The organism is Streptomyces natalensis ATCC 27448 (assembly GCF_000935125.1).
GTDB lineage: Bacteria > Actinomycetota > Actinomycetes > Streptomycetales > Streptomycetaceae > Streptomyces > Streptomyces natalensis.
The window spans coordinates 164,692-190,114 of sequence record NZ_JRKI01000002.1 but is presented as its reverse complement, the minus strand read 5'-3'; the positions used below and the strand labels follow the sequence as shown (position 1 = coordinate 190,114).

23 protein-coding genes are annotated in these 25,423 nt (G+C 72.1%); 9 read left to right on the top strand and 14 right to left on the bottom strand.

The features are described 5' to 3' along the window. Positions 1 to 363: 363 nt before the first annotated feature. Positions 364 to 1,398, top strand: coding sequence for a tryptophan--tRNA ligase (trpS, locus tag SNA_RS01005; protein ID WP_044362552.1), 1,035 nt, complete (start codon positions 364 to 366; stop codon positions 1,396 to 1,398). Between the two features lie 72 nt (positions 1,399 to 1,470). Here trpS and proC read toward each other — a convergent pair whose 3' ends face one another. The 3 genes from proC to SNA_RS00990 form a co-directional block, all read right to left on the bottom strand. Further along, positions 1,471 to 2,280 carry a pyrroline-5-carboxylate reductase gene (proC, locus tag SNA_RS01000; RefSeq protein WP_044362550.1) on the bottom strand — a complete coding sequence of 270 codons (810 nt, stop codon included), beginning with the start codon at positions 2,278 to 2,280 and terminating at the stop codon, positions 1,471 to 1,473. Between the two features lie 116 nt (positions 2,281 to 2,396). Then, positions 2,397 to 3,182, bottom strand: coding sequence for an ABC transporter permease (locus SNA_RS00995; RefSeq protein WP_030073979.1), 786 nt, complete (start codon positions 3,180 to 3,182; stop codon positions 2,397 to 2,399). A 221-nt stretch (positions 3,183 to 3,403) separates the two neighbouring features. Then, positions 3,404 to 4,222 carry an ABC transporter ATP-binding protein gene (locus SNA_RS00990; RefSeq protein WP_030066221.1) on the bottom strand — a complete coding sequence of 273 codons (819 nt, stop codon included), beginning with the start codon at positions 4,220 to 4,222 and terminating at the stop codon, positions 3,404 to 3,406. 397 nt (positions 4,223 to 4,619) lie between these two features. On the opposite strand from SNA_RS00990, the gene SNA_RS00985 reads away from it, so the two are divergent. Then, complete coding sequence (locus SNA_RS00985) at positions 4,620 to 6,182, top strand: SulP family inorganic anion transporter (RefSeq protein WP_078969591.1); 1,563 nt, start codon at positions 4,620 to 4,622, stop codon at positions 6,180 to 6,182. Positions 6,183 to 6,368: 186 nt separating this feature from the next. Continuing rightward, positions 6,369 to 7,781 carry a M1 family metallopeptidase gene (locus SNA_RS00980; protein WP_030066218.1) on the top strand — a complete coding sequence of 471 codons (1,413 nt, stop codon included), beginning with the start codon at positions 6,369 to 6,371 and terminating at the stop codon, positions 7,779 to 7,781. Positions 7,782 to 7,848: 67 nt separating this feature from the next. On the opposite strand, the gene sigJ is transcribed toward SNA_RS00980, so the two are convergent. From sigJ to SNA_RS00960, 4 genes are all read right to left on the bottom strand, one after another. Further along, on the bottom strand, positions 7,849 to 8,811 hold the full coding sequence (gene sigJ, locus SNA_RS00975) for an RNA polymerase sigma factor SigJ (protein ID WP_078969590.1): 963 nt from the start codon (positions 8,809 to 8,811) through the stop codon (positions 7,849 to 7,851). A gap of 37 nt (positions 8,812 to 8,848) precedes the next feature. Then, positions 8,849 to 9,742 (bottom strand): class I SAM-dependent methyltransferase, encoded by an 894-nt coding sequence (locus SNA_RS00970; RefSeq protein WP_063752602.1) that lies wholly within the window; start codon positions 9,740 to 9,742, stop codon positions 8,849 to 8,851. Positions 9,743 to 9,842: 100 nt separating this feature from the next. Next, on the bottom strand, positions 9,843 to 10,358 hold the full coding sequence (locus SNA_RS00965; RefSeq protein WP_030066215.1) for a hypothetical protein: 516 nt from the start codon (positions 10,356 to 10,358) through the stop codon (positions 9,843 to 9,845). A 48-nt stretch (positions 10,359 to 10,406) separates the two neighbouring features. Beyond that, entirely contained in the window at positions 10,407 to 10,742 is a 336-nt protein-coding gene (locus SNA_RS00960; protein ID WP_030066214.1) for a hypothetical protein, read from the bottom strand. Positions 10,743 to 10,974: 232 nt separating this feature from the next. Here SNA_RS00960 and SNA_RS00955 point away from each other — a divergent pair, with 232 nt between their 5' ends. Further along, positions 10,975 to 13,389: a serine/threonine-protein kinase gene (locus SNA_RS00955; RefSeq protein WP_044362544.1), complete on the top strand. Its 2,415-nt coding sequence runs from the start codon at positions 10,975 to 10,977 to the stop codon at positions 13,387 to 13,389. Here SNA_RS00955 and SNA_RS00950 read toward each other — a convergent pair. Further along, positions 13,326 to 13,739, bottom strand: coding sequence for a hypothetical protein (locus SNA_RS00950; protein WP_030066212.1), 414 nt, complete (start codon positions 13,737 to 13,739; stop codon positions 13,326 to 13,328). The genes SNA_RS00955 and SNA_RS00950 overlap by 64 nt on opposite strands. Next, the gene (locus SNA_RS00945; protein WP_030066211.1) at positions 13,736 to 13,951 is read right to left on the bottom strand and encodes a hypothetical protein; all 216 of its coding nucleotides are present in this window, start codon (positions 13,949 to 13,951) and stop codon (positions 13,736 to 13,738) included. The genes SNA_RS00950 and SNA_RS00945 overlap by 4 nt, the downstream gene beginning before the upstream one ends. Positions 13,952 to 14,121: 170 nt before the next feature. Here SNA_RS00945 and SNA_RS00940 point away from each other — a divergent pair, with 170 nt between their 5' ends. Continuing rightward, positions 14,122 to 14,964, top strand: a complete 843-nt coding sequence (locus SNA_RS00940; protein WP_030066210.1) for a helix-turn-helix domain-containing protein — start codon at positions 14,122 to 14,124, stop codon at positions 14,962 to 14,964. Next, entirely contained in the window at positions 14,946 to 15,158 is a 213-nt protein-coding gene (locus SNA_RS00935) for a DUF397 domain-containing protein (RefSeq protein WP_030066209.1), read from the top strand. Before SNA_RS00940 ends, SNA_RS00935 begins: the two co-directional genes overlap by 19 nt. A 58-nt stretch (positions 15,159 to 15,216) precedes the next feature. Here SNA_RS00935 and ilvD read toward each other — a convergent pair whose 3' ends face one another. The 4 genes from ilvD to SNA_RS00915 form a co-directional block, all read right to left on the bottom strand. Further along, a complete protein-coding gene (ilvD, locus tag SNA_RS00930) occupies positions 15,217 to 17,067 on the bottom strand; it encodes a dihydroxy-acid dehydratase (protein WP_030066208.1) in 1,851 nt (616 codons plus the stop codon). 209 nt (positions 17,068 to 17,276) lie between these two features. Beyond that, positions 17,277 to 17,930 (bottom strand): TetR/AcrR family transcriptional regulator, encoded by a 654-nt coding sequence (locus tag SNA_RS00925; protein ID WP_030066207.1) that lies wholly within the window; start codon positions 17,928 to 17,930, stop codon positions 17,277 to 17,279. Then, positions 17,927 to 18,751, bottom strand: a complete 825-nt coding sequence (locus tag SNA_RS00920; protein ID WP_198534958.1) for a sugar phosphate isomerase/epimerase family protein — start codon at positions 18,749 to 18,751, stop codon at positions 17,927 to 17,929. Before SNA_RS00920 ends, SNA_RS00925 begins: the two co-directional genes overlap by 4 nt. Positions 18,752 to 18,897: 146 nt before the next feature. Further along, the gene (locus SNA_RS00915) at positions 18,898 to 19,839 is read right to left on the bottom strand and encodes a Ppx/GppA family phosphatase (RefSeq protein ID WP_044362539.1); all 942 of its coding nucleotides are present in this window, start codon (positions 19,837 to 19,839) and stop codon (positions 18,898 to 18,900) included. Positions 19,840 to 19,896: 57 nt separating this feature from the next. Between SNA_RS00915 and SNA_RS00910 the strand changes: the two genes are divergently transcribed. Continuing rightward, positions 19,897 to 20,775 carry a DUF3109 family protein gene (locus tag SNA_RS00910; protein WP_044362537.1) on the top strand — a complete coding sequence of 293 codons (879 nt, stop codon included), beginning with the start codon at positions 19,897 to 19,899 and terminating at the stop codon, positions 20,773 to 20,775. Positions 20,776 to 20,835: 60 nt separating this feature from the next. On the opposite strand, the gene SNA_RS00905 is transcribed toward SNA_RS00910, so the two are convergent. Beyond that, a complete protein-coding gene (locus tag SNA_RS00905; RefSeq protein WP_044362536.1) occupies positions 20,836 to 22,572 on the bottom strand; it encodes a BACON domain-containing protein in 1,737 nt (578 codons plus the stop codon). A 183-nt stretch (positions 22,573 to 22,755) separates the two neighbouring features. On the opposite strand from SNA_RS00905, the gene radA reads away from it, so the two are divergent. Together radA and disA are read left to right on the top strand one after the other, a co-directional pair. Then, positions 22,756 to 24,168, top strand: coding sequence for a DNA repair protein RadA (gene radA / locus SNA_RS00900; RefSeq protein ID WP_030066201.1), 1,413 nt, complete (start codon positions 22,756 to 22,758; stop codon positions 24,166 to 24,168). 130 nt (positions 24,169 to 24,298) lie between these two features. After that, positions 24,299 to 25,420, top strand: a complete 1,122-nt coding sequence (gene disA, locus SNA_RS00895) for a DNA integrity scanning diadenylate cyclase DisA (RefSeq protein WP_044362535.1) — start codon at positions 24,299 to 24,301, stop codon at positions 25,418 to 25,420. Positions 25,421 to 25,423: the final 3 nt, after the last annotated feature.

Sequence of the window (25,423 nt, the reverse complement as noted above, 5' to 3'; positions counted from 1 at the left end):
GTGACTCATAATCGAGTCCCGGTCCGAATTTCGGCATGCCGAAATTCATCCCGATGAGGGGCCGTGCAGTAGTGGTGTGCCGCGAAGCGGCGGGATGGCTGCCTGGGGCTTGATGGGCCCGTGGCAACTCGGAGAACACTACACGAGGGGGTGGGGTGCTTCAAATCCGTGCGGAGGGGTGGGGCGGGCGGTACTTTGTGGGGCATGACTGCGCATGCGCTCGTACAGCTGTGGTGGCCCGCCTGACGGCGGCCGCTCACTCTGCGCATGCATGACCACGGCCGCCGCTTCGGCGGCCGTTCTCGTATCTCCCTCGCGTAGCCGGCCGGTGAGGCGGCGTCCCACGACATAGGGGAGAGATCGATGGTGGACGTCACGACTGCCGGTGCTGCGGTGGGGCCCCGGATTTTCAGCGGGGTGCAGCCGACGGGGCATCTGACGCTGGGGAACTACCTGGGGGCCGTGCGGCGGTGGGTCGAGGTGGATCAGCTCCGGGGCGATGCGTTGTTCTGCGTGGTGGATCTGCATGCGCTGACCGTGGAGCACGATCCGGCGCGGGTGCGGCGGCTGAGTCGGCAGGCGGCGACGCTGCTGCTGGCGGCGGGGCTGGATCCGGAGCGGTGCACGGTCTTCGTGCAGAGCCATGTGGATGAGCATGTGCGGCTGTCGTATCTGATGGAGTGCACGGCCAGCGACGGCGAGATGCGGCGGATGATCCAGTACAAGGAGAAGTCCGCGGAGGCGGCGCGTCGGGGCGAGAGCGTGCGGGTGTCGTTGTTGACGTATCCGGCGCTGATGGCGGCGGACATCCTGGCGTACGGGACGCAGGAGGTGCCGGTCGGGGCGGATCAGACACAGCATGTGGAGCTGACGCGGGATCTGGCGGTGCGGTTCAACCAGCGGTACGGGGAGACGTTCGTGGTGCCGCGGGCCACGCATCCGGAGGTGGCGGCACGGGTCATGGATTTGCAGGATCCGACGTCGAAGATGGGGAAGTCGGGGCAGGGGAGGAAAACAGGGGTGGTGTATTTGCTGGATGAGCCGGAGGTGGTGCGGAAAAAGGTGATGCGCGCCGTGACGGACGAGGGCGGCGACGGTGGCGTGGTGTATGAGCGGGGTGCGCGGCCGGGGGTGGCGAATTTGCTGGATGTGCTGGCGGCGTTTTCGGGCGGTGAGCCGGCGCGGCTCGCCGAGGGGTATGCGTCGTACGGGGCGTTGAAGAGGGATGTGGCCGAGGCCGTGGTGGAGGGGTTGCGGCCGGTGCGAGAGCGGCATGCGGAGTTGGCCGCGGACCGAGGGTATGTCGATGCGGTGTTGCGGGGCGGGGCCGAGCGGGCCCGGGGGATGGCCCGGCCTCGGGTGGATGCGGCTTATCGGGCGGTGGGGTTGATGGGGTAAGGGCCGGGCCCCGCTCCCGTAGGGGTAGGCCCGTACGGGAGCGGGGCCCGCGGCAGGGGGCCGCGGCGGGTGTCAGCCGTTGCCGGTGGCCAGTTCGCGGCTGCGGTCCCGGGCGGCTTCCAGGGCGGAGATCATGGCCGCGCGGACTCCGTGGTTCTCGAGTTCGCGGATGGCGTTGATGGTGGTGCCGGCCGGCGAGGTGACGTTCTCGCGGAGTTTGACGGGGTGTTCGCCGCTGTCGCGGAGCATCACGGCGGCGCCGATGGCGGCCTGGACGATCAGGTCGTGGGCCTTGTCCCGGGGCAGGCCGAGGAGGATGCCAGCGTCGGTCATCGCCTCGACGAGGAAGAAGAAGTAGGCCGGGCCGGAGCCGGAGAGGGCGGTGGCGGCGTCCTGCTGGGTCTCGGGGACGCGGAGGGTCTTGCCGACGGTGCCGAAGATTTCCTCGGCGTGGGCCAGGTGTCCGGCGGTGGCGTGGGTGCCGGCGGAGATGACGGACATGGCCTCGTCGACGAGGGCGGGGGTGTTCGTCATGACCCGTACGACGGGGGTGCCGGCCGCCAGGCGCTCCTCGAAGTACGCGGTGGGGATGCCGGCGGCGCCGCTGATGACCAGGCGGTCGGCGGGGACGTGCGGGGCGAGCTCGGTCAGGAGGGCGCCCATGTCCTGGGGCTTGACGGTGAGGATCAGGGTGTCGGCGGACTTGGCGGCCTCGGCGTTGCTGACCGCCTCGACGCCGTAGCGCTCGCGGAGTTGGGCGGCGCGTTCCTGGCGGCGGGCGGTGACCAGGAGGTCGGAGGGGGCCCAGCCGCCGCGGATCATTCCGCTGAGGAGGGCTTCGCCGATTTTTCCGGTGCCGAGGACGGCGACCTTTTGGGGCATGGGGCGGGTTCACCTTCCGGGGTGGGTGGGCGGGTGCCGTGGTCATCCTTGCACCGTGGGGCCCGGGAGGGTGGGTGTGGGGCGGGGCGGCGGGGGGGTGCGCGGCCCGCGGTTCGCTACCTCGTACGTCTGCGCAGTGTGGCGGCGCCCAGGGTCAAGACCAGGAGGGCGCAGAGGGTCACAACGGTGGTGTCACGGAGGAAGGCGGCGGTGATGTGGGGGTGGGTGAGGGTCTCGGTCATGGCGTCCACGGCGTAGGACATGGGGAGGGCGTCGGAGAGGGCTTCCAGCGCCGGTTGCATGGTGGCGCGCGGGGCGAAGAGGCCGCAGAGCAGCAGCTGGGGCATCAGGACGGCCGGCATGAACTGGACGGCCTGGAATTCCGAGGCGGCGAAGGCCGAGACGAACAGGCCCATGGCGGTGCCCAGGAGGGCGTCCAGTACGGCCACCAGGAGCAGCAGCCAGGGTGAGCCGGTGACGTCGAGGCCGAGGGCCCAGACGGCGAGGCCCGTGGCCAGGGCGGACTGGAGGATCGCCAGGAGGCCGAAGGCGAGGGCGTAGCCGGTGAGCAGCTCGGCCTTGGCGAGGGGCATGGCGAGCAGGCGTTCCAGGGTGCCCGAGGTGCGTTCACGGAGGGTGGCGATGGAGGTCACCAGGAACATCGTAATCATCGGGAAGATGCCGAGGAGGGAGGCGCCGATGCTGTCGAAGGTTGCCGGGTGGGCGTCGAAGACGTAGCGGAGGAGGGCGAGGAGCGCGCAGGGGACGAGGAGCAGGAGCGCGAGGGTGCGGGGGTCGTGGCGCAGCTGGCGCAGGACGCGGGCAGTGGTGGCCAGGGTGCGGGACGGGGAGAAGGGCGGCGTTCGGGGGGTGTGGGCGAGGGCCGGTGGTGCGGTGGGCATGGGGTCGGCTCCTTGGGGGTGGTGAGGTGCGGTGATGGGGTGGGGTGGGGGCGGAGGGGGCATGGGGCGGGGGCTTGTCACGGTCACGGGATGGAGCTCGTCAGAGGCCGGGTGCTCGTCACGGGCCGCGTGCTCGTCAGAGGCCGGGTGCTCGTCACGGGCCGCGTGCTCGTCAGAGGCCGGGTGCTCGTCACGGTCACAGGGACAGCAGTCCATTCGCCCTACGAGGCAGGTGCCGCCCGCGCCTCGTCGACGAGGTGGAGGAAGGCGGCCTCGACGGTCGGGGTGCCGGTGCGGTCGCGGAGGGTGTCGGGGGCGCCGTCGGCGAGGAGACGGCCCTCGCGCATCAGCAGGAGTCGGTGGCAGCGCTCGGCCTCGTCCATGACGTGGGAGGAGACGAGGAGGGTCGTTCCGCGGTCGGCGGCGAAGGTGTGGAAGAGGTTCCACAGGTCGCGGCGGAGGACGGGGTCGAGGCCGACGGTGGGTTCGTCGAGGACGAGGAGTTCGGGGGCGCCGAGGAGGGCGACGGCCAGGGAGACGCGGCTGCGCTGGCCGCCGGAGAGGTTGCCGGCGAGGGCGGTGGCGTGGTCGGTGAGGTCGACGTCTTCGAGGACGCGGGTGACGGCGGCGCGGCGCCGGGCGCGGGCGGTGCGGCCGGGGTGGAGTACGGCGGCGAAGTAGTCGAGGTTCTGGCGGACGGTGAGGTCGTCGTAGACGGCCGGGTCCTGGGTGACGTAGCCGATGCGGGGGCGCAGCCGGGGGTGGCCGGCGGGGTGGCCGAGGACGTCGAGGGTGCCGCTGACCTTGGCCTGGGTGCCGACGATGGCCCGCATCAGGGTGGTTTTGCCGCAACCGGAGGGGCCGAGGAGGCCGGTGATGCGGCCGCGGGGGAGGTCGAAGGCCAGGTTGTCGACGACGGTGCGGCCGCCTCGTACGACGGTGAGGTCGTGGGCGTGGACGGCGGGGGTGGAGGGGGCGGAGGGCGTGGCCGGGGCGGGCAGGTCGGGTGGGCCAGGTGGGTCGGTCGAGTAATTCATCATGCGATGAATAATGCTCGGGCCAGGGTGGGGCGTCAAGCGGTCGTACGGGGCCGGCGGGCAGGAGGGGCGCGGGGCCGGGAGCGATGCGCGCCGGGCGGGCGCCGGGACGATCGGAGCTGATCATTCCTTTTCGGCAGTTCCGCGTTTACAGGGCGGTTACATGCCGAGTCGCCGCAGAGCATGGCGACTTGGACACAATGGAGGGCACTGACCAGCCAGCCGAAATGCGTCGGAGGAAGCGGTACGCCGTATCCCCGAGCGAGAGCCGCCCCAGGGCCTTCCCCGGCCCGCGCATTCCGACGGATCCAGCCGTCACGTCCATGGCGCCACGCCGCGTGCCCGCCTGCGCGCCGCCGCGGCGCGCGCCGCCGCGCCCCGTCACGCTGGAGGCACCCTCATGCAGAATTCGCCGAAAACACCGAGGCAACCCACTCCGTCACCGTCCTCGCGGCGCCTGGTCCGCTGGCGCGCCGACGTCACCGCGTCGCTCGTCGTCTTCCTCGTGGCCGTCCCGTTGTGTGTCGGGGTGGCCGTCGCCTCCGGTGTGCCGGCCGAACTGGGGCTGATCACCGGGATCGTCGGGGGGCTGCTCACCGGGCTGCTTCCGGGCAGCAGCCTTCAGGTCAGCGGGCCGGCCGCCGGGCTGACCGTGCTGGTCTACGAGGCCGTGCAGGAGTACGGGCTCGGGGGTCTGGGCGCGCTGGTGGTGGCGGCCGGAGTGGTCCAGCTGGTCATGGGGGCGCTGCGGCTCGGGCGGTGGTTCCGGGCCATTTCCGTTGCGGTGGTGCAGGGCATGCTGGCGGGGATCGGCCTGGTGCTGATGGCCAGTCAGGTGTACGCCCTGGTGGACGCCAAGGCGCCCGGGAACGGGCCGGCCAATCTGGGCGGGCTGCCGGGACTCGTCGCCGGGACGGCCGGCTCCGACACCGGGCCGGCGGCGCTGGCGATCGGCGCGCTGACCCTAGCCGTACTACTGCTCTGGCCGCGCTGGCGGCGGGCCGCGGAGCTGCTGCCCGCTCCCCTGGTGGCGGTGGTGCTGGCGACGGTTGCGGTGTTCGTCCTGGACCTGCCGGTGGCACGGGTCGAGGTGCAGGGGCTGCTGGAGTCCGTACAGCCGCCGGGCCTGGCCGATGTCGGCCGGCTCACCGAACTCGGCGCGGTCGGCACGGTCCTGGCGTTCGCGCTGATCGCCTCGGCGGAGTCGCTGTTCAGCGCGGCCGCGGTCGACCGGCTGCACGACGGGCCGCGCACCGACTACGACAAGGAGCTGATCGCGCAGGGCATCGGCAATACGGCGTGCGGGCTGCTGGGGGCGCTGCCGATGACCGCGGTGATCGTCCGCAGCTCGGCCAATGTGCGGGCGGGCGCGCGGACCAAGGCGTCGCGGGTGCTGCACGGCGTGTGGCTGCTGGTGTTCGCGGCGGTGTTCCCGGCGGCGCTGGGGGTCGTACCGGTGGCCGCGCTGGCCGGTGTCCTGCTGCACGCGGGCTGGAAGCTGATCCCCTGGCGCGAGCTGCGCCCGCTGTGGCGGGAGCACCGCGGCGAGGCGGTGGTGCTGGCGGCGACGGCGGTGGCGATCGTGGCGACCAATATGTTCGAGGGGGTGCTGCTGGGGCTGCTGCTGGCGGTGGCCAAATCGGCGTGGGAGACCTCGCACGTCCATCTGGAGATCGTCGGGATGGAGGAGTCCGCGCGGCCCGGGACCCGGCGCCCGATCCGCGTACGGGCCATCGGGTATGCGACCTTTCTGCGGCTGCCGAAGCTGCTGGACCAGTTGGAGGCGCTGCCCCTGGACCGGGAGATCGAGCTGGATCTGTCGGGGCTGCGGCATCTGGATCTTGCCTGTGCGGCCGCGCTGGGCAGCTGGGCGGAGCAACGGCGGCCGGCCGGGGCGGGGAGCGTCGGGGGCGGCTCCGCCGGCTCCGGTGGCGGGCGGCCCTCGGGCGGTGCCCTCGTATGACGGAACTCATTCGACGAACTCATTTGACGCAACTCACGTGACGGAAGGCATTCGACGGAGCGCATTCCACGGAACTCATTCGACGGAACTCATTGCGCCATAGCGCGCTCTGTCCGGAAGGGATCTGCCATCCCGTGGAAAGAACCCTAGGGTCGGAATTGTCCGATCAGTGACCCTGGGAGTGCTGTGACCACCCGTCGGCCCCTGCCGCACCGTCGTGTCATCGCCGCGCTGTCCGCCGCCCTGCTGCTGTCCTCCTGTACGGCCGGGGCGACGGCCGACGACGGGGTGGCGGGCAGCGGCGGGGTCGGCGATCCCCTCTTCCCGTCGCTCGGGAACGGCGGCTATCAGGTCATCCACTACGGGCTCGACCTCGCCTACGACGTGCCGAAGCGGTATCTGACCGCATCCGCCGACATCACCGCCAAGGCGAAGGAGGACCTGCGGTCGTTCAAACTCGACCTTCAGGGGCTGAAGGTGACCGGCGTCCAGGTGGACGGCGCACGGGCGGGCTTCTCCCGTAAGGGGCACAAGCTGACGGTCACCCCGGCAGCCGTACTGCAACGGGGTGCGACCTTCCACGCCAGGGTGACCTACTACGGGACCCCGCAGGAGATCACGGACCCGGACGCCTCGACGGAGGGATGGGTCAAAACCGCCGACGGCGCCTTCGTGACCGGGGAGCCGGAGGGGTCGATGGCGTGGTTCCCGGGCAACAACCACCCCAGCGACAAGGCCACCTACGACTTCACGATCACCGTGCCCGAGCCGTACACGGCCGTGGCCAACGGGGAGCTGCGGTCGCGCAGGACCGTCGGGGGCCGCACGACCTTCGTGTGGCACAGCGGGCAGCCGATGGCCAGCTATCTGGCGACCGCCACCATCGGGAAGTTCCGCGTCACCCAGTCCCGTACGCCCGACGGGCTGCCGCTGTACGAGGCCGTCGATCCGGCGGAGGTGGCGCGCAGCAAGGAGGCGCTGGGCCGGCTGCCGGAGATCATCGCCTGGGAACGCAAGCTCTTCGGCCCGTATCCCTTCCGCTCGGCGGGCGCGATCGTCGACAACACCCCGCCGCGCATCGACTGGCTGGCTCTGGAGAACCAGACCAAGCCGGACTACGCGGGGGCGCCGGACACCCTGACGGTGGTGCACGAGATGTCCCACCAGTGGTACGGCGACTCGGTGACGCCGAAGACCTGGCAGGACACCTGGCTCAACGAGGGCTTCGCGACCTACGTCGAGTGGCTGTGGTCCCAGCACGAGGGCGGCAGGACGCCCCAGCAGCTGTTCGACGCGCTCTACAAGCGGGGCAAGGACGACCCGCTGTGGGCGTTTCCGCCGGGCCGGCCGGGCACGGCGGCGAATGTGACGGGCCCTCCCGTCTACTACCGGGGCGCGATGGTGCTCCAGCAGCTGCGGGACGCCGTCGGCGACCCGGCGTTCTTCCGGATCCTCAGGGAGTGGGCCGCCAAGTACCGCTACGGCAACGCCGATTCGGCGGACTTCGTCGCCTTCAGCCAGGCGCGGACGCACAAGAACCTGAAGCCGCTCTTCGACGCCTGGCTGTACGGCAAGGGGAAGCCGGAGCGGACGTTCTGAGTCCCGGCCGGTCCGGCTGTTCTTCGTCCCGGCCGGTCCCCACAGTCCGCCCCCGCTTCCCGCCCCGTCACAAGCTGTCGAAGTCCAGGTGGCCGAGCTTGTCGGGATTGGTGACGGCGTCGACCTCCGTGATCCGGCCGCCGTCGACGGTGAAGGCGAGGACGCCCGCCTGCCGGCCGGCGGTGTCGAAGTAGACCAGCCCGGTGGCGCCGTTGACGTCCCGTACGGTGAACCGCGTCGTCGACGCATCGATGCTGCGGGTGATCAGGCCGAGCACGAAACGGGCGACCTTGTCGCGGCCCAGGACCGGGCGGCGGGCGGAGCTCACCTTGCCGCCGCCGTCGGAGCGCCAGACGACCTCGGGGTCGAGCACGTTCAGCAGCGCCGCGAAGTCGCCGCCCATGACGGCGGACAGGAACGCCTCGACGGTGCGCTGGTGTTCGGCCCGGTCGACGGTGCGGCGCGGGGCCTCGGCGCGGACCCTCTTGCGGGCGCGGGAGGCCAGCTGCCGTACGGATTCGGGGGTACGGCCGACGGCCTCGGCGATCTCCGGGAAGGGGACCGCGAAGACGTCGTGGAGGACGAAGGCGGTGCGTTCGGCGGGGGTGAGGCGTTCCAGGACGGTCATCAGGGCCATTCCGACGGATTCGTCGAGGGTGACCCGGTCCTCGGGGGCGGCGGGCCCGGCGGCGGTGGGCGCGCCGAGCAGCGGCTCGGGGAGCCAGGGTCCGACGTACATCTCGCGGCGGGCGCGGGCCGAACCCAGCAGGTCGTAACAGATGCGGCTGACCACGGTGGTGAGATAGCCGCGCGGATTGGCCACCGGAGGGTCGTCGGGCAGGGCCTGCCAGCGCAGCCAGGTTTCCTGGACGGCGTCGTCGGCGTCGGTGACGGTGCCCATGATGCGGTAGGCGACGGCCCAGAGGCGGGTGCGCTGCTCCTCGAAGCGGGCGAGGCGGTCGTCCGCTCCCGTTATCCGGTCCGCGCCTGGTGTGCCGTCTGTTTCTGGTGTGCCGTCTGTTTCTGGCATGTCGTCCGTCCCTGGCATGTCGTCCGTCTGCGCCGTCTCATGCGTTTCTGCCGTCTGACGCGTTTCTGCCGCCACGGTGCGCTCCTTCGTCCGTTCGTCCGGTGGGTGTGGGGGTGTCGGTTCGGGACGTGACCGTGAGCTGGACGCGGTACTCCTCCCGGACGATGCCGTCGGGGAAGACATCCAGGAGGGCGGCTCGTTCGTCCTCCAGGATGGCGGCGGAGACCGCGGGATCGAGGACCGCAAACCGGGAGTGGCTGCCGAGCATGGCGAGATGGGTGTCGAGGGGCACCGACCGGGTCCATTCGGCCACCCAGGCGGTGGGGTTGAGGCCCTGGCGGCGGACGAGGACGTCCGGGTCGGCGTCGGGGACCTCCGCGGCACGGCCGGGGTCGCGGCCGAGCAGCCGTCGGGCGAGCCGGGCGTCCTGTTCGGCGGCCCAGCCGGTGTCCCGGCGGGGGCTGTTCCACCACAGCGCGAGCGCACCGCCGGGGCGCAGCACTCTCATGGCCTCCGGGGCCGAGCGGGCCGGGTCGGTCCAGTGCCATGCCTGGGCGTAACAGACGAGGTCGAAGGCCGCGGCGCGGAACGGCAGGGCGTCGCCGCTCGCCCGGACCAGCGGGACGCCGGGGAGCCCGGCGCGCAGCTGGGCGGCCATTCCGGGGCCAGGCTCCACGGCGATGACCTCGGCGCCCCGGGCGGCCAGCAGCGCGGTGGCGATGCCGGTTCCGGCGCCGACGTCCAGGACCCGGGCGCCGTTGAGGGAGCGGCCCGAACGCTCCTCGATCGCGTCGAAGAGCTCCGCCGGGTATCCGGGGCGCGAGGCCGCGTACTGGGCGGCCACGCTGCTGAAGGAGCGGGCGCGGGCGGCGTGGTCGAACTGCTGGGGCGGCCGTTGCCGGTGGTTCTCCTGGTGGCTCTGTGGGGGCATACGCATCATCCTGCCTGCGGGGCGGCGCCCGGAAGCGGGGATTGCGGGGGCCGTGTCCGGGACGTGACGTCCGCGGTGCGCGGCGCTCGGGGCACCACCTCTAGCCGCGTTTCTTGCCCTTCGGACGGGACTTCTTCGCGGCCGGGTTGCCGGTGCGGGTGGTGCGCCGCCGTGCGTGGCGTTCGAGGGCCGCCTCGTACTCGGTGCGGCGCAGTCGTTCGCCGGGGGCTTCGATGAGGCTGCGGCAGAAGTAGGCCAGCAGCGAGCCGACGAAGCCGATCAGCATCAGGCTCTGGGCGGATTTGTCGACGGTGCGCTCGTCGGCGGGGTCGGGGCGGCGGACGAAACCCTCCCAGGTGCGGCGGAAGGCGAGGGCGCTGCAAATGGCGAACCCGCCGACGGCCAGGATGCCGACGAACGGGCCGACATCGCCGAATTCCAGGCCCTGGAAGCCGAAGCGGAGGATCAGCGCGCCGAGGGCGGCGAGCGCGAGCGAGCCCAGCGCGACGGCGATACGGCGCAGGGCGTAGCCGCCGTCGTGGCGGAGCCAGGTGGTGCCGAAGAAACGGATCTCCTCGGGCTCCGGGCCGCCGGGTGCCGTGTGCGTATCGCTCATGGCACCGATTATCCCCGGCGGCCCGTCATTCCCGGCGGCCCGCCGCCCTCAGCTGGTGCAGCTCGGCGCGACCGGTCCGTCGCTGCCTGTGTGCACATAGGCGTCGGAGACGTACTGGCCGGGGGCGATGTTGTCCCAGATGTCCGTGGTGCCGTACGGGCCGGTGATCCGCTGGCCGCGGCGCTGGCAGTGGATGCCGACCCAGGAGCCACCCGCCAGCTTGCGGACGACCGGATGGGAGGTGCTGGGGCCCGTACGGACCCTGACCTGCTGGCCGGGGGCGATCTGGAAGGAGCGGGTGGAGGCGGCGGCCGCCATGGCCGTGGCCGTGCCGGCGCCGGTGTCCTTCCCCGCGTCCGTCTCGCCCTTGACCGACCCGTCCATGTCCTCGTCCAGCTCGCCGACGACGGCGTCCAGGTCCAGGAAGCGGTGTGGCTTCTCGGTGGTCATCTCGTGTTCCCCCGTTTTGTGACTACTGGGCGCGGAAGCCCTGGGCATTTTCGGACGTGCGACGCGCACGCTAGCAAGCCTCATCCCTTTCGCACGTGTCATCGACTAGGCTCCGCGCGTCGCATCCGCGACCGCATTGCACAGGGCAGGACACGGGGGTGGAACGATGCCGCCGCTGCGTGATTCCGGGGCCGACCCGGAAGCGGAGCGTCCGGAATACGCCGGGCAATATCGCCTGGAGGCACGGCTGGGTTCCGGGGGAATGGGCGTGGTGCATTTGGCGCGCTCTTCTTCCGGGCTGCGGCTCGCGGTCAAGGTCATTCATGCCGAATTCGCCCAGGACCCCGAGTTCCGGGGGCGGTTCCGGCAGGAGGTGGCGGCCGCGCGGCGGGTCAGCGGGGCCTTTACGGCGCCCGTCGTGGACGCCGATCCGAATGCCGAACGGCCCTGGATGGCGACCCTCTACATTCCCGGGCCGACGCTTTCCGAGCATGTGAAGCGGAAGGGGCCACTGGCGCCCGATGAGGTACGGAAGCTGGCCGCGGGACTCGCCGAGGCGCTGCGCGACATCCATCGCGCCGGGGTCGTCCACCGCGATCTGAAGCCGGGAAATGTACTGCTGGCCGCCGACGGACCGAAAGTCATCGATTTCGGGATATCGCGGCCGTCCGACAGTGAAATGCGCACCGAGACCGGCAAGTTGATCGGTACGCCGCCGTTCATGGCGCCCGAGCAATTCCAGCGGCCGCGCGAGGTGGGCCCCGCCGCGGATGTGTTCGCGCTGGGGTCGGTGCTGGTGCATGCGGCCACCGGGAGCGGGCCGTTCGACTCGGAGAGCCCCTATCTGGTGGCGTATCAGGTGGTGCATGACGAGGCGGATCTGACGGGGGTGCCAAAGGAGTTGGCGCCGCTCGTCGAGAGCTGCCTGGCGAAGGATCCGGCGGACCGGCCGACGCCCGGCGAGCTGATGGAGCTGCTGCACACCGAGATCCATACCGAGATCCACATGCAAGCGGATCTCGGCATGGATCCCGGTATGCCCGGGCCGGCCACACACCCGTCCCCGTCCTCATCTTTGTCCTCATCTTTGTCCTCATCTTTGTCCTCATCCGTGCACCCGCCGTCGCCCGCGTCCGGCCACCCGCCGATGTCTTCGCCCGCCCACCCACCTTCGCCCTCGTGCTCGCCGGTACCGGCCCAACGCCGGCCCGTCGGCAGCGACATGGCACCCCCGCCCGCCGCCGAAACCACCCACGTCCGCCCCCACACCCCCCAGCCACCGGACCGTCCCGACTCCCCCAAGGCCGCCAAAAACCCCAGGGCTCCCAAGGCCCGCAAGGAGACCGGACGGCCATCACGCCGCGCAGCCGCGGTGCGCCGCTGGCCGGTATGGGCGGCCGTGGCGCTGCTGATCGCCGGGGGCGGCGCGTTCGTGGGCGTACGGGCGCTGTCGTCCGGCGGTTCAGGGCTGGAGATCCGGACGCCGGGGGCCGGGGTTTCCGTCCGGCCCTGGCACTCCACGGTCCTGGAGCGGCCGCACGGTCACCGCTCCGAGATGCCGTTCTGTACGGCCGGCTCGGGCGCCGTCTACTGCTCGCTGTCCGGACTGCGGGCCGGCCGCTTCGACGCGGAGACCGGCCGGGTGTCCTGGCGCCGCAGCGGCAAGGCCGTCCCGCTCACCGACACCGCCCCGAAGGCGCCGGTCCTGTCGGGCGGACTGCTGTACGTCTGGACCCCCGACGGCCGGCGGCTGGAGGCGCTCGACCCGTCGGCCAAGGGGAAGGGCGCCACGCGCTGGAGCCAGGAACTGTCCCGGTACGAGGGCGGCGCGGCCGTCGTCGGCGACCGGGTGCTGCTGTGCGCCGGGGACGGCACGGTCACCGCGCTGGACAGCGCCACCCACCGGCAACGCTGGCGCAAGCGGTATCCCGCCCACACCCCGGCCGCGTTCTTCTCGTACGGCGACACCCGCACCGCCTACGCCGTCGGCCTCACCGCGGACAGCAAGGCCACGCAGGTCACCGCCATCGCCACCAAGGACGGCAGCGTCCGCTGGAACAAGCGGCTGCCCGGCTCGCTCACCCCCGCCGGCGTCGGCTCCTCCGGCGCGCTCTACTTCACCGCCGCCGACCCCATGCACCCCTTCACCACCACGGCCGTCGTCCGCTACGACCCGCACACCGGGCGGCAGCGCCGTATCCGGCTGGGCTACCCGCTCGACGGAACCGTGACGGCGGCGGTCCGCGGCGAGACCGTCTACCTCCTCGCCGAGGGCGGCGCGCTCCAGGCCGTCGGCGAACGGAAATGGAACACCGAAACCTCGGTCAGCCGCGGCTCGGCCCCCGTCATCAGCGGCAACCACCTGTACTTCACCGCCGCGGACGGCCGCCTGTTCGCCGTCGACACCAACTCCGGCGCCGTCCTCGGCCAGACCCCGCCCCGCCTGTCCCCCGACCGCCACAACGGCTACCTGGAGTCCCTGCCCGCCCCCGTGGTCGACGCCCGGCACGGCCGTATCTACGCGGCGGCCCCCGACGGGACGGTGTTCAGCACGGACACAAAGGATCCGGCGGGGTGGTGACGCGCCTCCGCGTCGCCGCCCACATGGCAGGCACAGCAGCAGATCTCCCACCGGACTCCGGGGGCGGCCACGACCTCGGGCTCCGCCGCGCCCTTGTCGCAGGCCGCGTGGGTGCCGATGTGGCAGGCCGGTGAGATGTACGGCGCCGGGACGTAGGACGGTACGAGCCGCGGCGTATCCATGAACAGCCCGCCACAGGCCGCGTCGTGGGCATACGGGCTCTTGTGCCGCGGCAGTCGGTTGCGCCGTGGGGGTGGGGCGGGCGCCGGTTGCGGCACAGCGGGCGCGCGATGTCGCCCGTATCCGGGAAGCAGCAGCGCCAGGAAGGCCCGCACGAGCCGCCGGGTCATCGCTCCGCCGCCTTTTTGAGCACGGCGGTGAGCCGGTAGGCCGTCTCCAGGTTGCAGCGCCCCAACTCCAGCAGCACACGGGGCCGTTCGCGGCACAGCAACACCGGGTCGACACCGAGCGACGGCAGCACGATGCCGAGCTCGTGAAGTGCGGCGGCCAGTTCGTCGCACGCCGCCTGAGCTTGGGTATCACTGTGGGGTTCTGTGGTCATTTGGTGGCGCTCCCGTCTGCCGTTTCCCTGCGTGGCCTGCCGGGCGCTCACTACCGTGAGTGTTCCGGTCATTACGAGGATGGACCGGCGAAGGGGCACAACCTCCCATTTACGGGCCGTAGTTCGACGCCCTGGGCCGCAAATTCCACACCTTCCACGGAGGAGGCTCCATGCCGGCGAGGACGGCCGTCACCGGACGAAGCACGGACCCGCGCCGACGGTTCGCGGAGGAGCTGCGCTTAATGCGCACGCAGCGCGGGGAGAGCCTGCGGCAGCTCGGCAAGGCACTGGGCTGGGACTCGTCCCTGTTCGGGAAGATGGAGCGCGGGCAGACGATCGGCAGCCCGGAGGTCGCCGAGGCTCTCGACACGCACTACGGGACGCCTGGACTGCTGCTGGCGCTGTGGGAGTTGGCGGCTGCGGATCCCACCCAGTTCAAGGAGCGGTACCGCCGTTACATGTTCCTGGAGTCCCAGGCGGTGAGTCTCTGGCACTACGCCGTGAGTGTGCTTCCTGGACTGCTTCAAACGGAGGGATATGCACGCGCCTTGCTCACGGCGGGCGGCCTCAGCGGCAATGAGCTGACGCGTCAGGTCGATGCGCGCATAGGGCGCTGCCAGGTGCTGCATGCGGACAACCCGCCGCAGTTCCGCACGATCCTGTCCGAGGCCGTGCTGCGCACGCCGCTGGGTGACGCCACCGAGTGGCGGAAGCAGCTTGAGCACCTCGTGGCCACGGGAGAGCGTCCGAACATCACCGTTCAGGCCGTGCAGTTCGACGTCGGGCCCCATGCCCTGTCGAACACCGACACCATGTTCCTGCGGCTCCCGGGTGGTCGCACTGCGGCATGGGTGGAGACCGGGTACTCGGGCGAACTCGTCCAGGAATCGGAGTCGGTTGAGCGTCTGCAACACGCGTACGATGCGGTGCGGGACCTGGCATTGAGCCCGGCCGACACGCGGAAGTTCATCATCCAGACGTTGGAGGAAGTGCCGTGCGATCCATCGACCTGAGCACTGTTACCTGGCGAAAGTCCAGCTACAGCAACCAGGACGGCGGCCAGTGCATCGAGGTCGCCGACGGCCTCCCCGCCCTCGTCCCCGTCCGCGACAGCAAGATCCCCCACGGTCCCGCGCTCCTCATCGACGCGGCCGCCTGGGCCTCGTTCGTCACCGCCGTCAAGGGTGGCTCGCTGCTTGGCGCCTGACCGCCCCATATGAAAGGAGCCCCCACTTTCGTGGGGGCTCCCGCGCGACTGCGTCGGCTCAGCCGAGCTTGCTCACGTCCCGCACCGCACCCTTGTCCGCACTCGTCGCCATCGCCGCGTAGGCGCGCAGGGCTGCCGAGACCTTGCGTTCGCGGTTCTTCGGGGCGTAGGCGCCGCCGAGGGCCTCGCGGCGGGCGGCCAGTTCGTCGTCGCTCACGAGGAGTTCGATGGAGCGGCCCGGGATGTCGATGCGGATGCGGTCGCCGTCCTCGACGAGGGCGATGGTGCCGCCGGACGCGGCCTCGGGGGAGGCGTGGCCGATGGACAGGCCCGAGGTGCCGCCGGAGAAGCGGCCGTCGGTGATCAGGGCGCAGGCCTTGCCCAGGCCGCGGCCCTTGAGGAAGGACGTCGGGTAGAGCATCTCCTGCATGCCGGGGCCGCCCTTGGGGCCCTCGTAGCGGATGACGACGACGTCGCCTTCCTTGATCTGCTTGGTGAGGATCTTGTCGACGGCTTCTTCCTGGGACTCGCAGACCACCGCCGGGCCCTCGAAGGTCCAGATGGACTCGTCGACGCCGGCGGTCTTCACGACGCAGCCGTCCTCGGCGATGTTGCCCCTGAGGACGGCCAGGCCGCCGTCCTTGGAGTAGGCGTGTTCGGTGGAGCGGATGCAGCCGCCCTCGGCGTCCACGTCGAGGGATTCCCAGCGTTCGGACTGAGAGAAGGCGGTGGCGGAGCGCTTGCAGCCGGGGGCGGCGTGCCAGAGCTCGACGGCCTCGGCGGAGGGGGAGCCTCCGCGCACGTCCCAGGTCTTGAGGTGTTCCGCGAGCGAGGCGGAGTGGACGGAGTGGACGTCCTCGTTGAGCAGGCCGCCGCGGTAGAGCTCGCCGAGGATGGCGGGGATGCCGCCGGCGCGGTGCACGTCCTCCATGTAGTACGTGCCGCCGGGGGCGACGTTCGGGGCGACCTTGGCCAGGCAGGGGACGCGGCGGGAGACGGCGTCGATGTCCTTGAGGTCGTAGTCCAGCTCGGCCTCCTGGGCGGCGGCCAGGAGGTGGAGGATCGTGTTGGTGGAGCCGCCCATGGCGATGTCCAGCGCCATGGCGTTCTCGAAGGCGGCGCGGGTGGCGATGTTGCGCGGCAGGACGGACTCGTCGCCGTCCTCGTAGTAGCGCTTGGTGATCTCCACGACCGTGCGGCCGGCGTTCTCGTAGAGGGCGCGGCGGGCGGTGTGGGTGGCGAGGACGGAGCCGTTGCCGGGGAGGGAGAGGCCGATGGCTTCGGTGAGGCAGTTCATGGAGTTGGCGGTGAACATGCCGGAACAGGAGCCGCAGGTGGGGCAGGCGTTCTCCTCGATGCGGAGGACGTCTTCGTCCGAGACGCTGTCGTTGACGGAGTCGACGATGGCGTTGATCAGGTCCAGCTTGCGGACGGTGCCGTCCACGAGGGTGGCCTGACCGGCCTCCATCGGGCCGCCGGAGACGAAGACCACCGGGATGTTCAGGCGCATCGCGGCCATCAGCATGCCGGGGGTGATCTTGTCGCAGTTGGAGATGCAGATCAGGGCGTCGGCGCAGTGGGCTTCCACCATGTACTCGACCGAGTCCGCGATCAGGTCGCGGGAGGGCAGCGAGTAGAGCATGCCGCCGTGGCCCATGGCGATGCCGTCGTCCACGGCGATGGTGTTGAACTCGCGGGGGACGGCACCGGCGGCCCGGATGGCGTCGGAGACGATCCGGCCGACGGGGGCGAGGTGGGTGTGGCCGGGCACGAACTCGGTGAACGAGTTGGCGACCGCGACGATCGGCTTACCGATGTCCTCGCTCGCTACGCCCGAGGCCCGCATAAGGGCGCGGGCGCCCGCCATGTTGCGGCCATGGGTAACGGTGCGGGACCTCAGCTCGGGCACGATGGTCACTCCCTCGGGATACGGATGGACGGCAGCCGTGCCATCCATCAGCGCCTTACCTCAGCGGCGCTTTACCTCAGCGGCGTCATACAGCAGCTGATCCCGAGATTACGCTTCCGATCCAAGATCCGGACAGCGACTCCGGTATGTGAGATGTCTGACCGGAGTACGGACAGCCCGGACGGTGCGAAGGTGTCGCCGGGGCCGCCTCACGCCTGCGTGAGATACCTCTGCAACGTCGGCGCCACCATCGCCACGATCTCCTCCAGGTCCGCGGACGCCATCGGCTCCATCTTGATGACGTAACGGAGCATCGCGATGCCGATGAGATGGCTCGCGGCCAGCTGGGCGCGGAACTCCGGGTCGGGGACGTGCAGTTCGCCGGCCACGCGCGTAAGGAGGCGGCGTTCGACCAGACCGCGCAGGACGGTCGCCGCGGTCTCGTTGGTCAGTGCCGAGCGCATGATCGCCAGCAGCGGCGGGCGGCTGACCGGGTTCTCCCAGATGCCGAAGACGAAGCGGGCCATCCGCTCGCCCGCTCCGGCCTCGCCGCCGTCCGCGATCGCGTCGGGGATGGTCAGCGCGGGGGCGAAGGACAGCTCGATGGCCGCCGCGAAGACCTGCTCCTTGGTGCCGAAGTAGTGGTGCACCAGGGCCGCGTCCACCCCGGCCGCCTTGCCGATGCCGCGCACCGAGGTCTTGTCGTAGCCGCGGTCGGCGAATTCCGTACGGGCCGCGGCGAGGATCCGTTCGCGGGCACCGGGGCCTTCGGCGGCCTCGGCGCGGGCCGGGCGGCCCCGGCGGCGTACGGGCTTGTCGGGCTTTGCGGCCTTTGCGGGCTCCTCCGAGGGGTCGCGGCTCATGACCCCGGCACCCAGGTGGGCGACGCCAGATGGAGCCGGGTGAAGGCCAGCGCCTCGGCCAGATCCGCCTCGCGCTCGGCGGCGGACATCGCCCGGCGGGTGTTGACCTCGACGACGACATGGCCGTCGAAGCCGCCCGCCGCGAGCCGTTCCAGCACGTCGGAGCAGGGCTGGCTGCCGCGGCCCGGCACCAGGTGCTCGTCCTTGGCCGAGCCGTTGCCGTCGGCCAGATGGACGTGCGCCAGCCGGTCGCCCATCCGCTCCACCATCTCCAGCGCGTCGTTGCGCGCGGTGGCGGTGTGCGAGAGGTCGACGGTGAAGTGGCGGTAGTCGTCGTTGGTGGGGTCCCAGTCCGGGGCGTACGCCAGCATCTCGCGGTCCCGGTAGCGCCAGGGGTACATGTTCTCGACGGCGAACTTCACGTCCGTCTCGTTCTCCATGCGCCACACCCCGCGGACGAACTCCCGGGCGTAGCTGCGCTGCCACCGGAACGGCGGGTGCACCACGACCGTCGAGGCACCCAGCTTCTCCGCGGCGCTACGGGCCCGCTGGAGCTTGACCCACGGGTCGGTGGACCACACGCGCTGGGTGATCAGCAGACACGGTGCGTGCACGGCCAGCACCGGCACCCCGTGGTAGTCCGACAGCCTGCGCAGCGCCTCGATGTCCTGGCTGACGGGGTCGGTCCACACCATCACCTCGACGCCGTCGTAGCCCAGGCGCGCGGCGATCTCGAAGGCCGTCGCCGTCGACTCCGGATACACCGAGGCCGTCGACAGCGCGACCTTCGCATCGGGAATGCGCACCACTGGCTCCGTCACGAGGGACAGCGTACGGGCCGCGGCAGTGCCCGGGGCAGGAGGCCAGGGCGGATGCGGCCGAGGTCACCGTGCGGGCGGAGCGGGGCCTGCGCGCGGCCGGTGCCGGGCCACCGGGTCCTCCCCCGGCCGCCGCCGTCACCGGCGGCTCACTGCGCCGTCGGCGTCGGCAGATGATCCAGCCGCCGCAGGATGACGCCCTCCCGCAGCGCCCACGGGCAGATGTCCAGCGTATCGACGCCGAACAGGTCCATCGCGGCCTCCGCGACCAGCGCCCCGGCCAGCAGCTGCCGCGAGCGGCCCTCGGAGACACCGGGCAGCTCGGCGCGGTCGCCCGCCGCCATCGAGGCCAGCCGCGGCACCCACTCCTCCAGCTTCTTACGGGTCAGCTCCCGCTGGACGTACAGGCCCTCGGCACTGCGCGCCGCGCCCGCGATCCGGGCCAGCTGCTTGAAGGTCTTGGAGGTGCCGACGACGTGATCGGGGGTCCCGTAGCGGGTGAATTCGCTCACCACGCGGGCGATCTCGGCCCGTACGCGGCGGCGCAGCGCCCGCACGGCCTCCGGGTCCGGCGGGTCGCCGGGAAGGTCGGCGCTGGTCAGGCGGCCCGCGCCGAGCGGCAGGGAGACCGCCACGTCCGGGTCCTCGTCGAGCCCGTAGGCGATCTCCAGCGAGCCGCCGCCGATGTCCAGGACGAGCAGCCGCCCGGAGGACCAGCCCAGCCAGCGGCGGGCGGCCAGAAACGTCAGCCGCGCCTCGTCCCGGCCCGAGAGCACCTGAAGCTCCACGCCGGCCTCCGCGGTGACCCGGCGCAGCACCTCCTCGCCGTTGGTGGCCTCGCGGACGGCGGAGGTGGCGAACGGCAGCACGTCCTCGACGCCCTTGTCCTCGGCCACCTGGAGCGCCTCGATGACGGTGGCCACCAGGCGCTCGATGCCGTGGTCGCTTATGGCGCCGGACTCGTCGAGGAGTTCGGCAAGGCGCAGCTCCGCCTTGTGCGAGTAGGCGGGCAGCGGGCGTGCGCCGGGGTGTGCGTCCACCACCAGGAGATGGACCGTATTCGAACCCACATCGAGGACACCGAGTCTCATACGGGGAAACCTACTGCCGCGACGGAGGTGACTTGTCGGCCGCCTTAGTCTGGAGTCGTGGCTAAGACGAAAAAGGCGAAGAAGACGAAGCATGCCAAGCAGGGCGCGGCGGCCGGGGCGACGCCCGACGAGGTGGGTCTCGACTTCGCCCGCGCCTGGGTCACCTTCCCGGACCCGGGCGACGACGAGCAACTCTTCCGCTGCGATCTGACCTGGCTGACCTCGCGCTGGACCTGCATCTTCGGCAGCGGCTGCCAGGGTATCCAGGCCGGGCGCGCGGACGACGGCTGCTGCACGCTCGGTGCGCACTTCTCCGACGAGGAGGACGAGGAGCGGGTCGCCAAGCATGTGGCGCGTCTCACGCCGGATCTGTGGCAGTTCCACGACGTCGGGACGCAGACGGGCTGGACGCAGGAGGACGAGGACGGCGAGCGGCAGACCCGCCGCTGGCAGGGCTCGTGCATCTTCCAGAACCGCCCCGGCTTCGCGGCCGGCGCGGGCTGCTCGCTGCACATCCTCGCGCTGCGCGAGGGCCGCGAACCGCTGGAGACCAAGCCGGACGTGTGCTGGCAGCTGCCGGTGCGGCGGACCTACGACTGGATCGACCGGCCCGACGACACCCAGATCCTCCAGGTGACGATCGGCGAGTACGACCGCCGCGGCTGGGGTCCGGGCGGCCACGACCTGCACTGGTGGTGCACCTCTGCGACCTCGGCGCACGGCGCGGGCGAGCCGGTCTACATCACCTACCGGCCGGAACTGACCGAGCTGATGGGCAAGAAGGGCTACGCCAAGCTCGCCGAACTGTGCGAGGAGCGCCTCTCGGCGACGCTGCCGATGGCACCGCATCCGGCGGACCCGAAGCCGGCCCACCCGAAGCCGGAGAAGTCGAAGGCCAAGGCGGGGAAGGCGAAGGCGGGCGACGAGGAGAAGTAGGGCGCGGCCGTCGTGCCCGGAGCCGCCCGGCCGTCGCGCCCGGGGCCGCGCGGCCGGTGCTCAGTGGGTCTGCGGGGGCTGCGCGGTCGCGGGCGGCTGCGTCATGGGGGACGTGGGGGCCGGGGTGGGCCCGGGATGCGTGGGGGTCGGTGACGGAGCGGTCGGCGCCGGGGTCGGCCGCGGCGTCGGCGGGGCGGGGGTCGGCCGCGGCCTCGGCAGGGCGGTGGGTGCGGGGTCGGCCGGGGCGGGGTCGTCCGGGTCCGTGACGCCCTGGCCCTCCATGGTGACCGCGGTACCGCCGGGCTCGATGGCGATCTTGGTGTGCCAGGGGCCCTCGGGCTCCCAGTCGTGATCGACGTAGACCGTGATCGTGGTGGACTCCCCCGGGCGCAGCACCCCGGCCGTATGGCTCATCTGGATCCAGGACGCACCGGCCGACGCCGTCCAGCGCACCGGCTCCCCGCCGGACGCGGTGAGCGTGATGACCGTCGTCCCCCCGCTCGGCTGCGCCGTGACGGTCAGCCGGCCGGGACCGGAGGCGGTCCGCCGCTGGGCGGCATCCGACCCGATCACCTGGGCCGACACCACGGAGTCCGCCCCGCCGGGCCGGGCGCCGGGGCCGGGGGTCGAGTGGGCGCTGCCGGCGTTCTCGTAGCGGCGGCCGTTGAGCGGTCCGTCGTTGCCCGCGGGCTCGTTGGCCGTGACCGAGGGGGCGTTGTCCGACGCCTCCTCGGTGGCCGGGGCCTGGCGGTACGCAGCCCAGACGGCAAGGACCGGCGCGGCCAGCACGGTGGCGACGACGGTGCTGGTCAGGGCGCGGTTGCGCAGCCGACGGCGGCGGGCGGCCCGGTCGGTGGGGCCCACCGGGAAGCCGCTGCGGTCGTAGCGCGGAGCGCTGCCGGCGGCGCGGGCGGCCGCGCGAGGAGAACCGTTTGCCCCCTGTCCCTGGCTCCCGTGGCCCGTGCCCGGCACGCCCTCCGCGCGCCCCGACCGCGACCGCCGGGCCGCCGCCAGCGCGGCCGCCACCGCCTCCCGCGGCGCGGCGACCAGCGGCAGCGAGCCGGGGGCGGCGGGCGCGGTGCCCGGCCACGGCCCGGCGGCGGTGGCCCGCTCCGCCGTGCCGCGGCACTGGGCGCAGTCGTCGACATGCCGTACCAGCTCCCGCCGCAGCGCCGCGCCCAGCAGCATCCGGGAGTCCCCCGCCAGCTGCCGGACGTCGGGACATCGGCCGCGTTCGACGACGGCCAGCGCGGCCCGGGTGCGCTCGACCTCGCAGCCCGCGGCGGCCAGCAGGGCGCGGGTGGCGGCCACTTCGGCACCGACCACCGCGGCGACCTCGCGGGCCGGGAGGTGATGGCGTACCGACAGCTCCAGCGCCTCGCGCTGCTCGGGCGTCGTCCCGGCGGCCTCCGGCCAGGCCAGCGCGGCCAGTTCGCGCTGCCGTGCCGCGGCGTCCGGCGCGGCGGCGTCCCCCCGGCCGGTGGCGGCGCCCGCGGCCTGGGGGAGCTCGGACAGGCGCCGCAGACAGGCCCAGCGGGCCAGGGCGTAGAGCCAGGGGCGGTAGAGGTCCGGTTCGGCCGGGCGGCGGCCGTGGTGGCGTTCGGCGAGCGCCAGCGTCTCGCCGAGCACCGCGCTCGCCGCGTCGTGCTCGCACAGGACGGACAGGCAGTAGGTGAACAGCCCGTCCAGATAGGCGTCGTAACGGCCGCCGTGCGTCATGGCGGGCCGGTCGCGGCCGCCGGGGAGCGACCGGTGTGCGCCGGCGGAGTTCCTGGGGTGCTCGGGCCTGCTGCTCATCACCCGGCGACGGTAGGCGGATGATGCAGCCGCACTTGCTCCGCTTGGGCACTTTTAACCCTTACGGGTGACCTTCTCCCTCAAAAGGGGACACCAGCCCGGTTCACGCCACCCGCTCGGCCCAACCGTGGGCACCGGCCGCGAGCGTCCGGCGGTGTCAGTGCCCACCGATACGGTGACCTCATGGCAACCCGTAAAACGTCGGCCAAGGAGCGCCCCTCCTACCGTTGCACCGAATGCGGCTGGACCACCGCGAAGTGGCTCGGCCGCTGCCCCGAGTGCCAGGCGTGGGGCACGGTCGAGGAGTTCGGCGGCGCCCCCGCGGTGCGCACCACCGCGCCCGGCCGGGTCACCACCGCCGCGGTGCCGATCGCCCAGGTCGACGGCGCGCAGGCCGCCGCCCGCTCGACCTGCGTGGCCGAGCTGGACCGCGTCCTCGGCGGCGGTCTGGTCCCCGGCGCCGTCGTCCTCCTGGCGGGCGAGCCCGGCGTCGGCAAGTCGACGCTCCTGCTGGACGTCGCCGCCAAGGCCGCCTCCGCCGCCCACCCCACGCTCTACGTCACGGGCGAGGAATCCGCGAGCCAGGTGAGGCTGCGCGCCGACCGCATCGGCGCCCTGGACGACCACCTCTACCTCGCCGCCGAAACGGACCTCTCCGCGGTCCTGGGCCACCTCGACGCCATCAAGCCCTCCCTGTTGATCCTCGACTCCGTCCAGACCGTCGCCTCCCCCGAGATCGACGGCGCGCCCGGCGGCATGGCCCAGGTCCGCGAGGTGGCCGGCGCCCTGATCCGGGCGTCCAAGGAGCGCGGTATGGCCACCCTCCTGGTGGGCCATGTCACCAAGGACGGCGCCATCGCCGGCCCCCGCCTCCTCGAACACCTCGTGGACGTCGTCCTGCACTTCGAGGGCGACCGCCACGCCCGCCTCCGCCTGGTCCGCGGCGTCAAGAACCGCTACGGCACCACGGACGAGGTCGGCTGCTTCGAGCTGCACGACGAAGGCATCACCGGCCTCGCCGACCCCTCCGGCCTCTTTCTGACCCGCCGCGACGAGCCGGTGCCCGGTACGTGTCTGACCGTCACCCTGGAGGGCCGCCGCCCCCTGGTGGCCGAGGTCCAGGCCCTGACCGTCGACTCCCAGATCCCCTCCCCGCGCCGTACGACCTCCGGTCTGGAGACGTCCCGGGTCTCGATGATGCTGGCCGTCCTGGAGCAGCGCGGCCGCATCAGCGCCCTGAGCAAACGGGACATCTACAGCGCCACGGTCGGCGGCGTGAAGCTCTCCGAGCCGGCCGCCGACCTGGCCGTGGCCCTCGCCCTGGCCAGCGCCGCCAGCGACACCCCGCTGCCGAAGAACCTGGTCGCCATCGGCGAGGTGGGGCTGGCCGGCGAGGTCCGGCGCGTCACGGGCGTCCAGCGCCGCCTGTCCGAGGCCGCCCGCCTCGGCTTCACCCACGCCCTGGTGCCCTCCGACCCCGGCAAGATCCCCGACGGAATGCGGGTCCTGGAGGTCGCCGACGTCGGGCAGGCGCTGGCCGTCCTGCCCAAGCGCGTGCGCCGGGAGGCCCCGCGCGAGGAGGAGGTGCGCCGGTAGACTTTGCCCTGGTCTCGCCCGTCACCGCAGTCGCGTTGCCGGCCGGGATCCCGCGTACTCTCGCTGAGTACGTCACCGCAGCACGGGCCGGGCGGCCTGCGGACCGATTGACTTGCGACGGAGGAGTGCAGTGGCAGCCAACGACCGGGCATCGGCTACCGGCAGGTCCGGGAGTTCCGGCACCGAGCGCCTGATGCGCGCCTCCCTGAGCGCCGTCGCGCCCGGTATGGCCCTGCGCGACGGGCTGGAGCGGGTCCTGCGCGGCAATACGGGCGGACTGATCGTTCTGGGCTGGGACAAGACCGTCGAGTCGATGTGCACCGGCGGCTTCGTCCTGGACGTCGAATTCACCGCCACCCGCCTGCGTGAACTGTGCAAACTCGACGGCGCCCTCGTCCTCGACAAGGACATCACCAAAATCCTGCGCGCCGGCGTCCAGCTGGTGCCCGACGCCTCCATCCCCACGGAGGAGACCGGCACCCGCCACCGCACCGCCCAGCGCGTCTCCATCCAGGCCGGTTTCCCCGTCGTCTCGGTCAGCCAGTCGATGCGCCTGATCGCGCTCTACGTGGACGGCGAGCGCCGCGTCCTGGAGGAGTCCGCCGCCATCCTCTCCCGCGCCAACCAGGCGCTGGCGACCCTGGAGCGCTACAAGCTCCGGCTGGACGAGGTGGCCGGGACGCTCTCCGCCCTGGAGATCGAGGACCTGGTCACCGTCCGGGACGTCGCGGCCGTCGCCCAGCGCCTGGAGATGGTCCGCCGGATCGCCACCGAAATCGCCGAGTACGTCGTCGAGCTGGGCACCGACGGCCGCCTCCTGGCCCTCCAGCTGGACGAGCTGATCGCCGGCGTCGAGCCCGAGCGGGAGCTGGTCGTGCGCGACTACGTCCCCGAGCCGACCGCCAAACGCTCCCGTACGGTCCCCGAGGCGCTCGCCGAGCTGGACGCGCTCACCCACACCGAGCTTCTCGAACTCCCCGCCGCCGCCCGCGCGCTGGGCTACAGCGGCGCGCCCGAAACCCTCGACTCCGCCGTCTCCCCCCGCGGCTTCCGCCTCCTGGCCAAGGTCCCGCGCCTGCCCGGCACGGTCATCGACCGCCTGGTCGACCACTTCGGCGGCCTCCAGAAGCTGCTGGCCGCCAGCGTCGACGACCTCCAGGCGGTCGACGGCGTCGGCGAGGCCCGCGCCCGCTCGGTCCGCGAGGGCCTCTCGCGCCTCGCAGAATCGTCCATTCTGGAGCGCTACGTCTGAGCG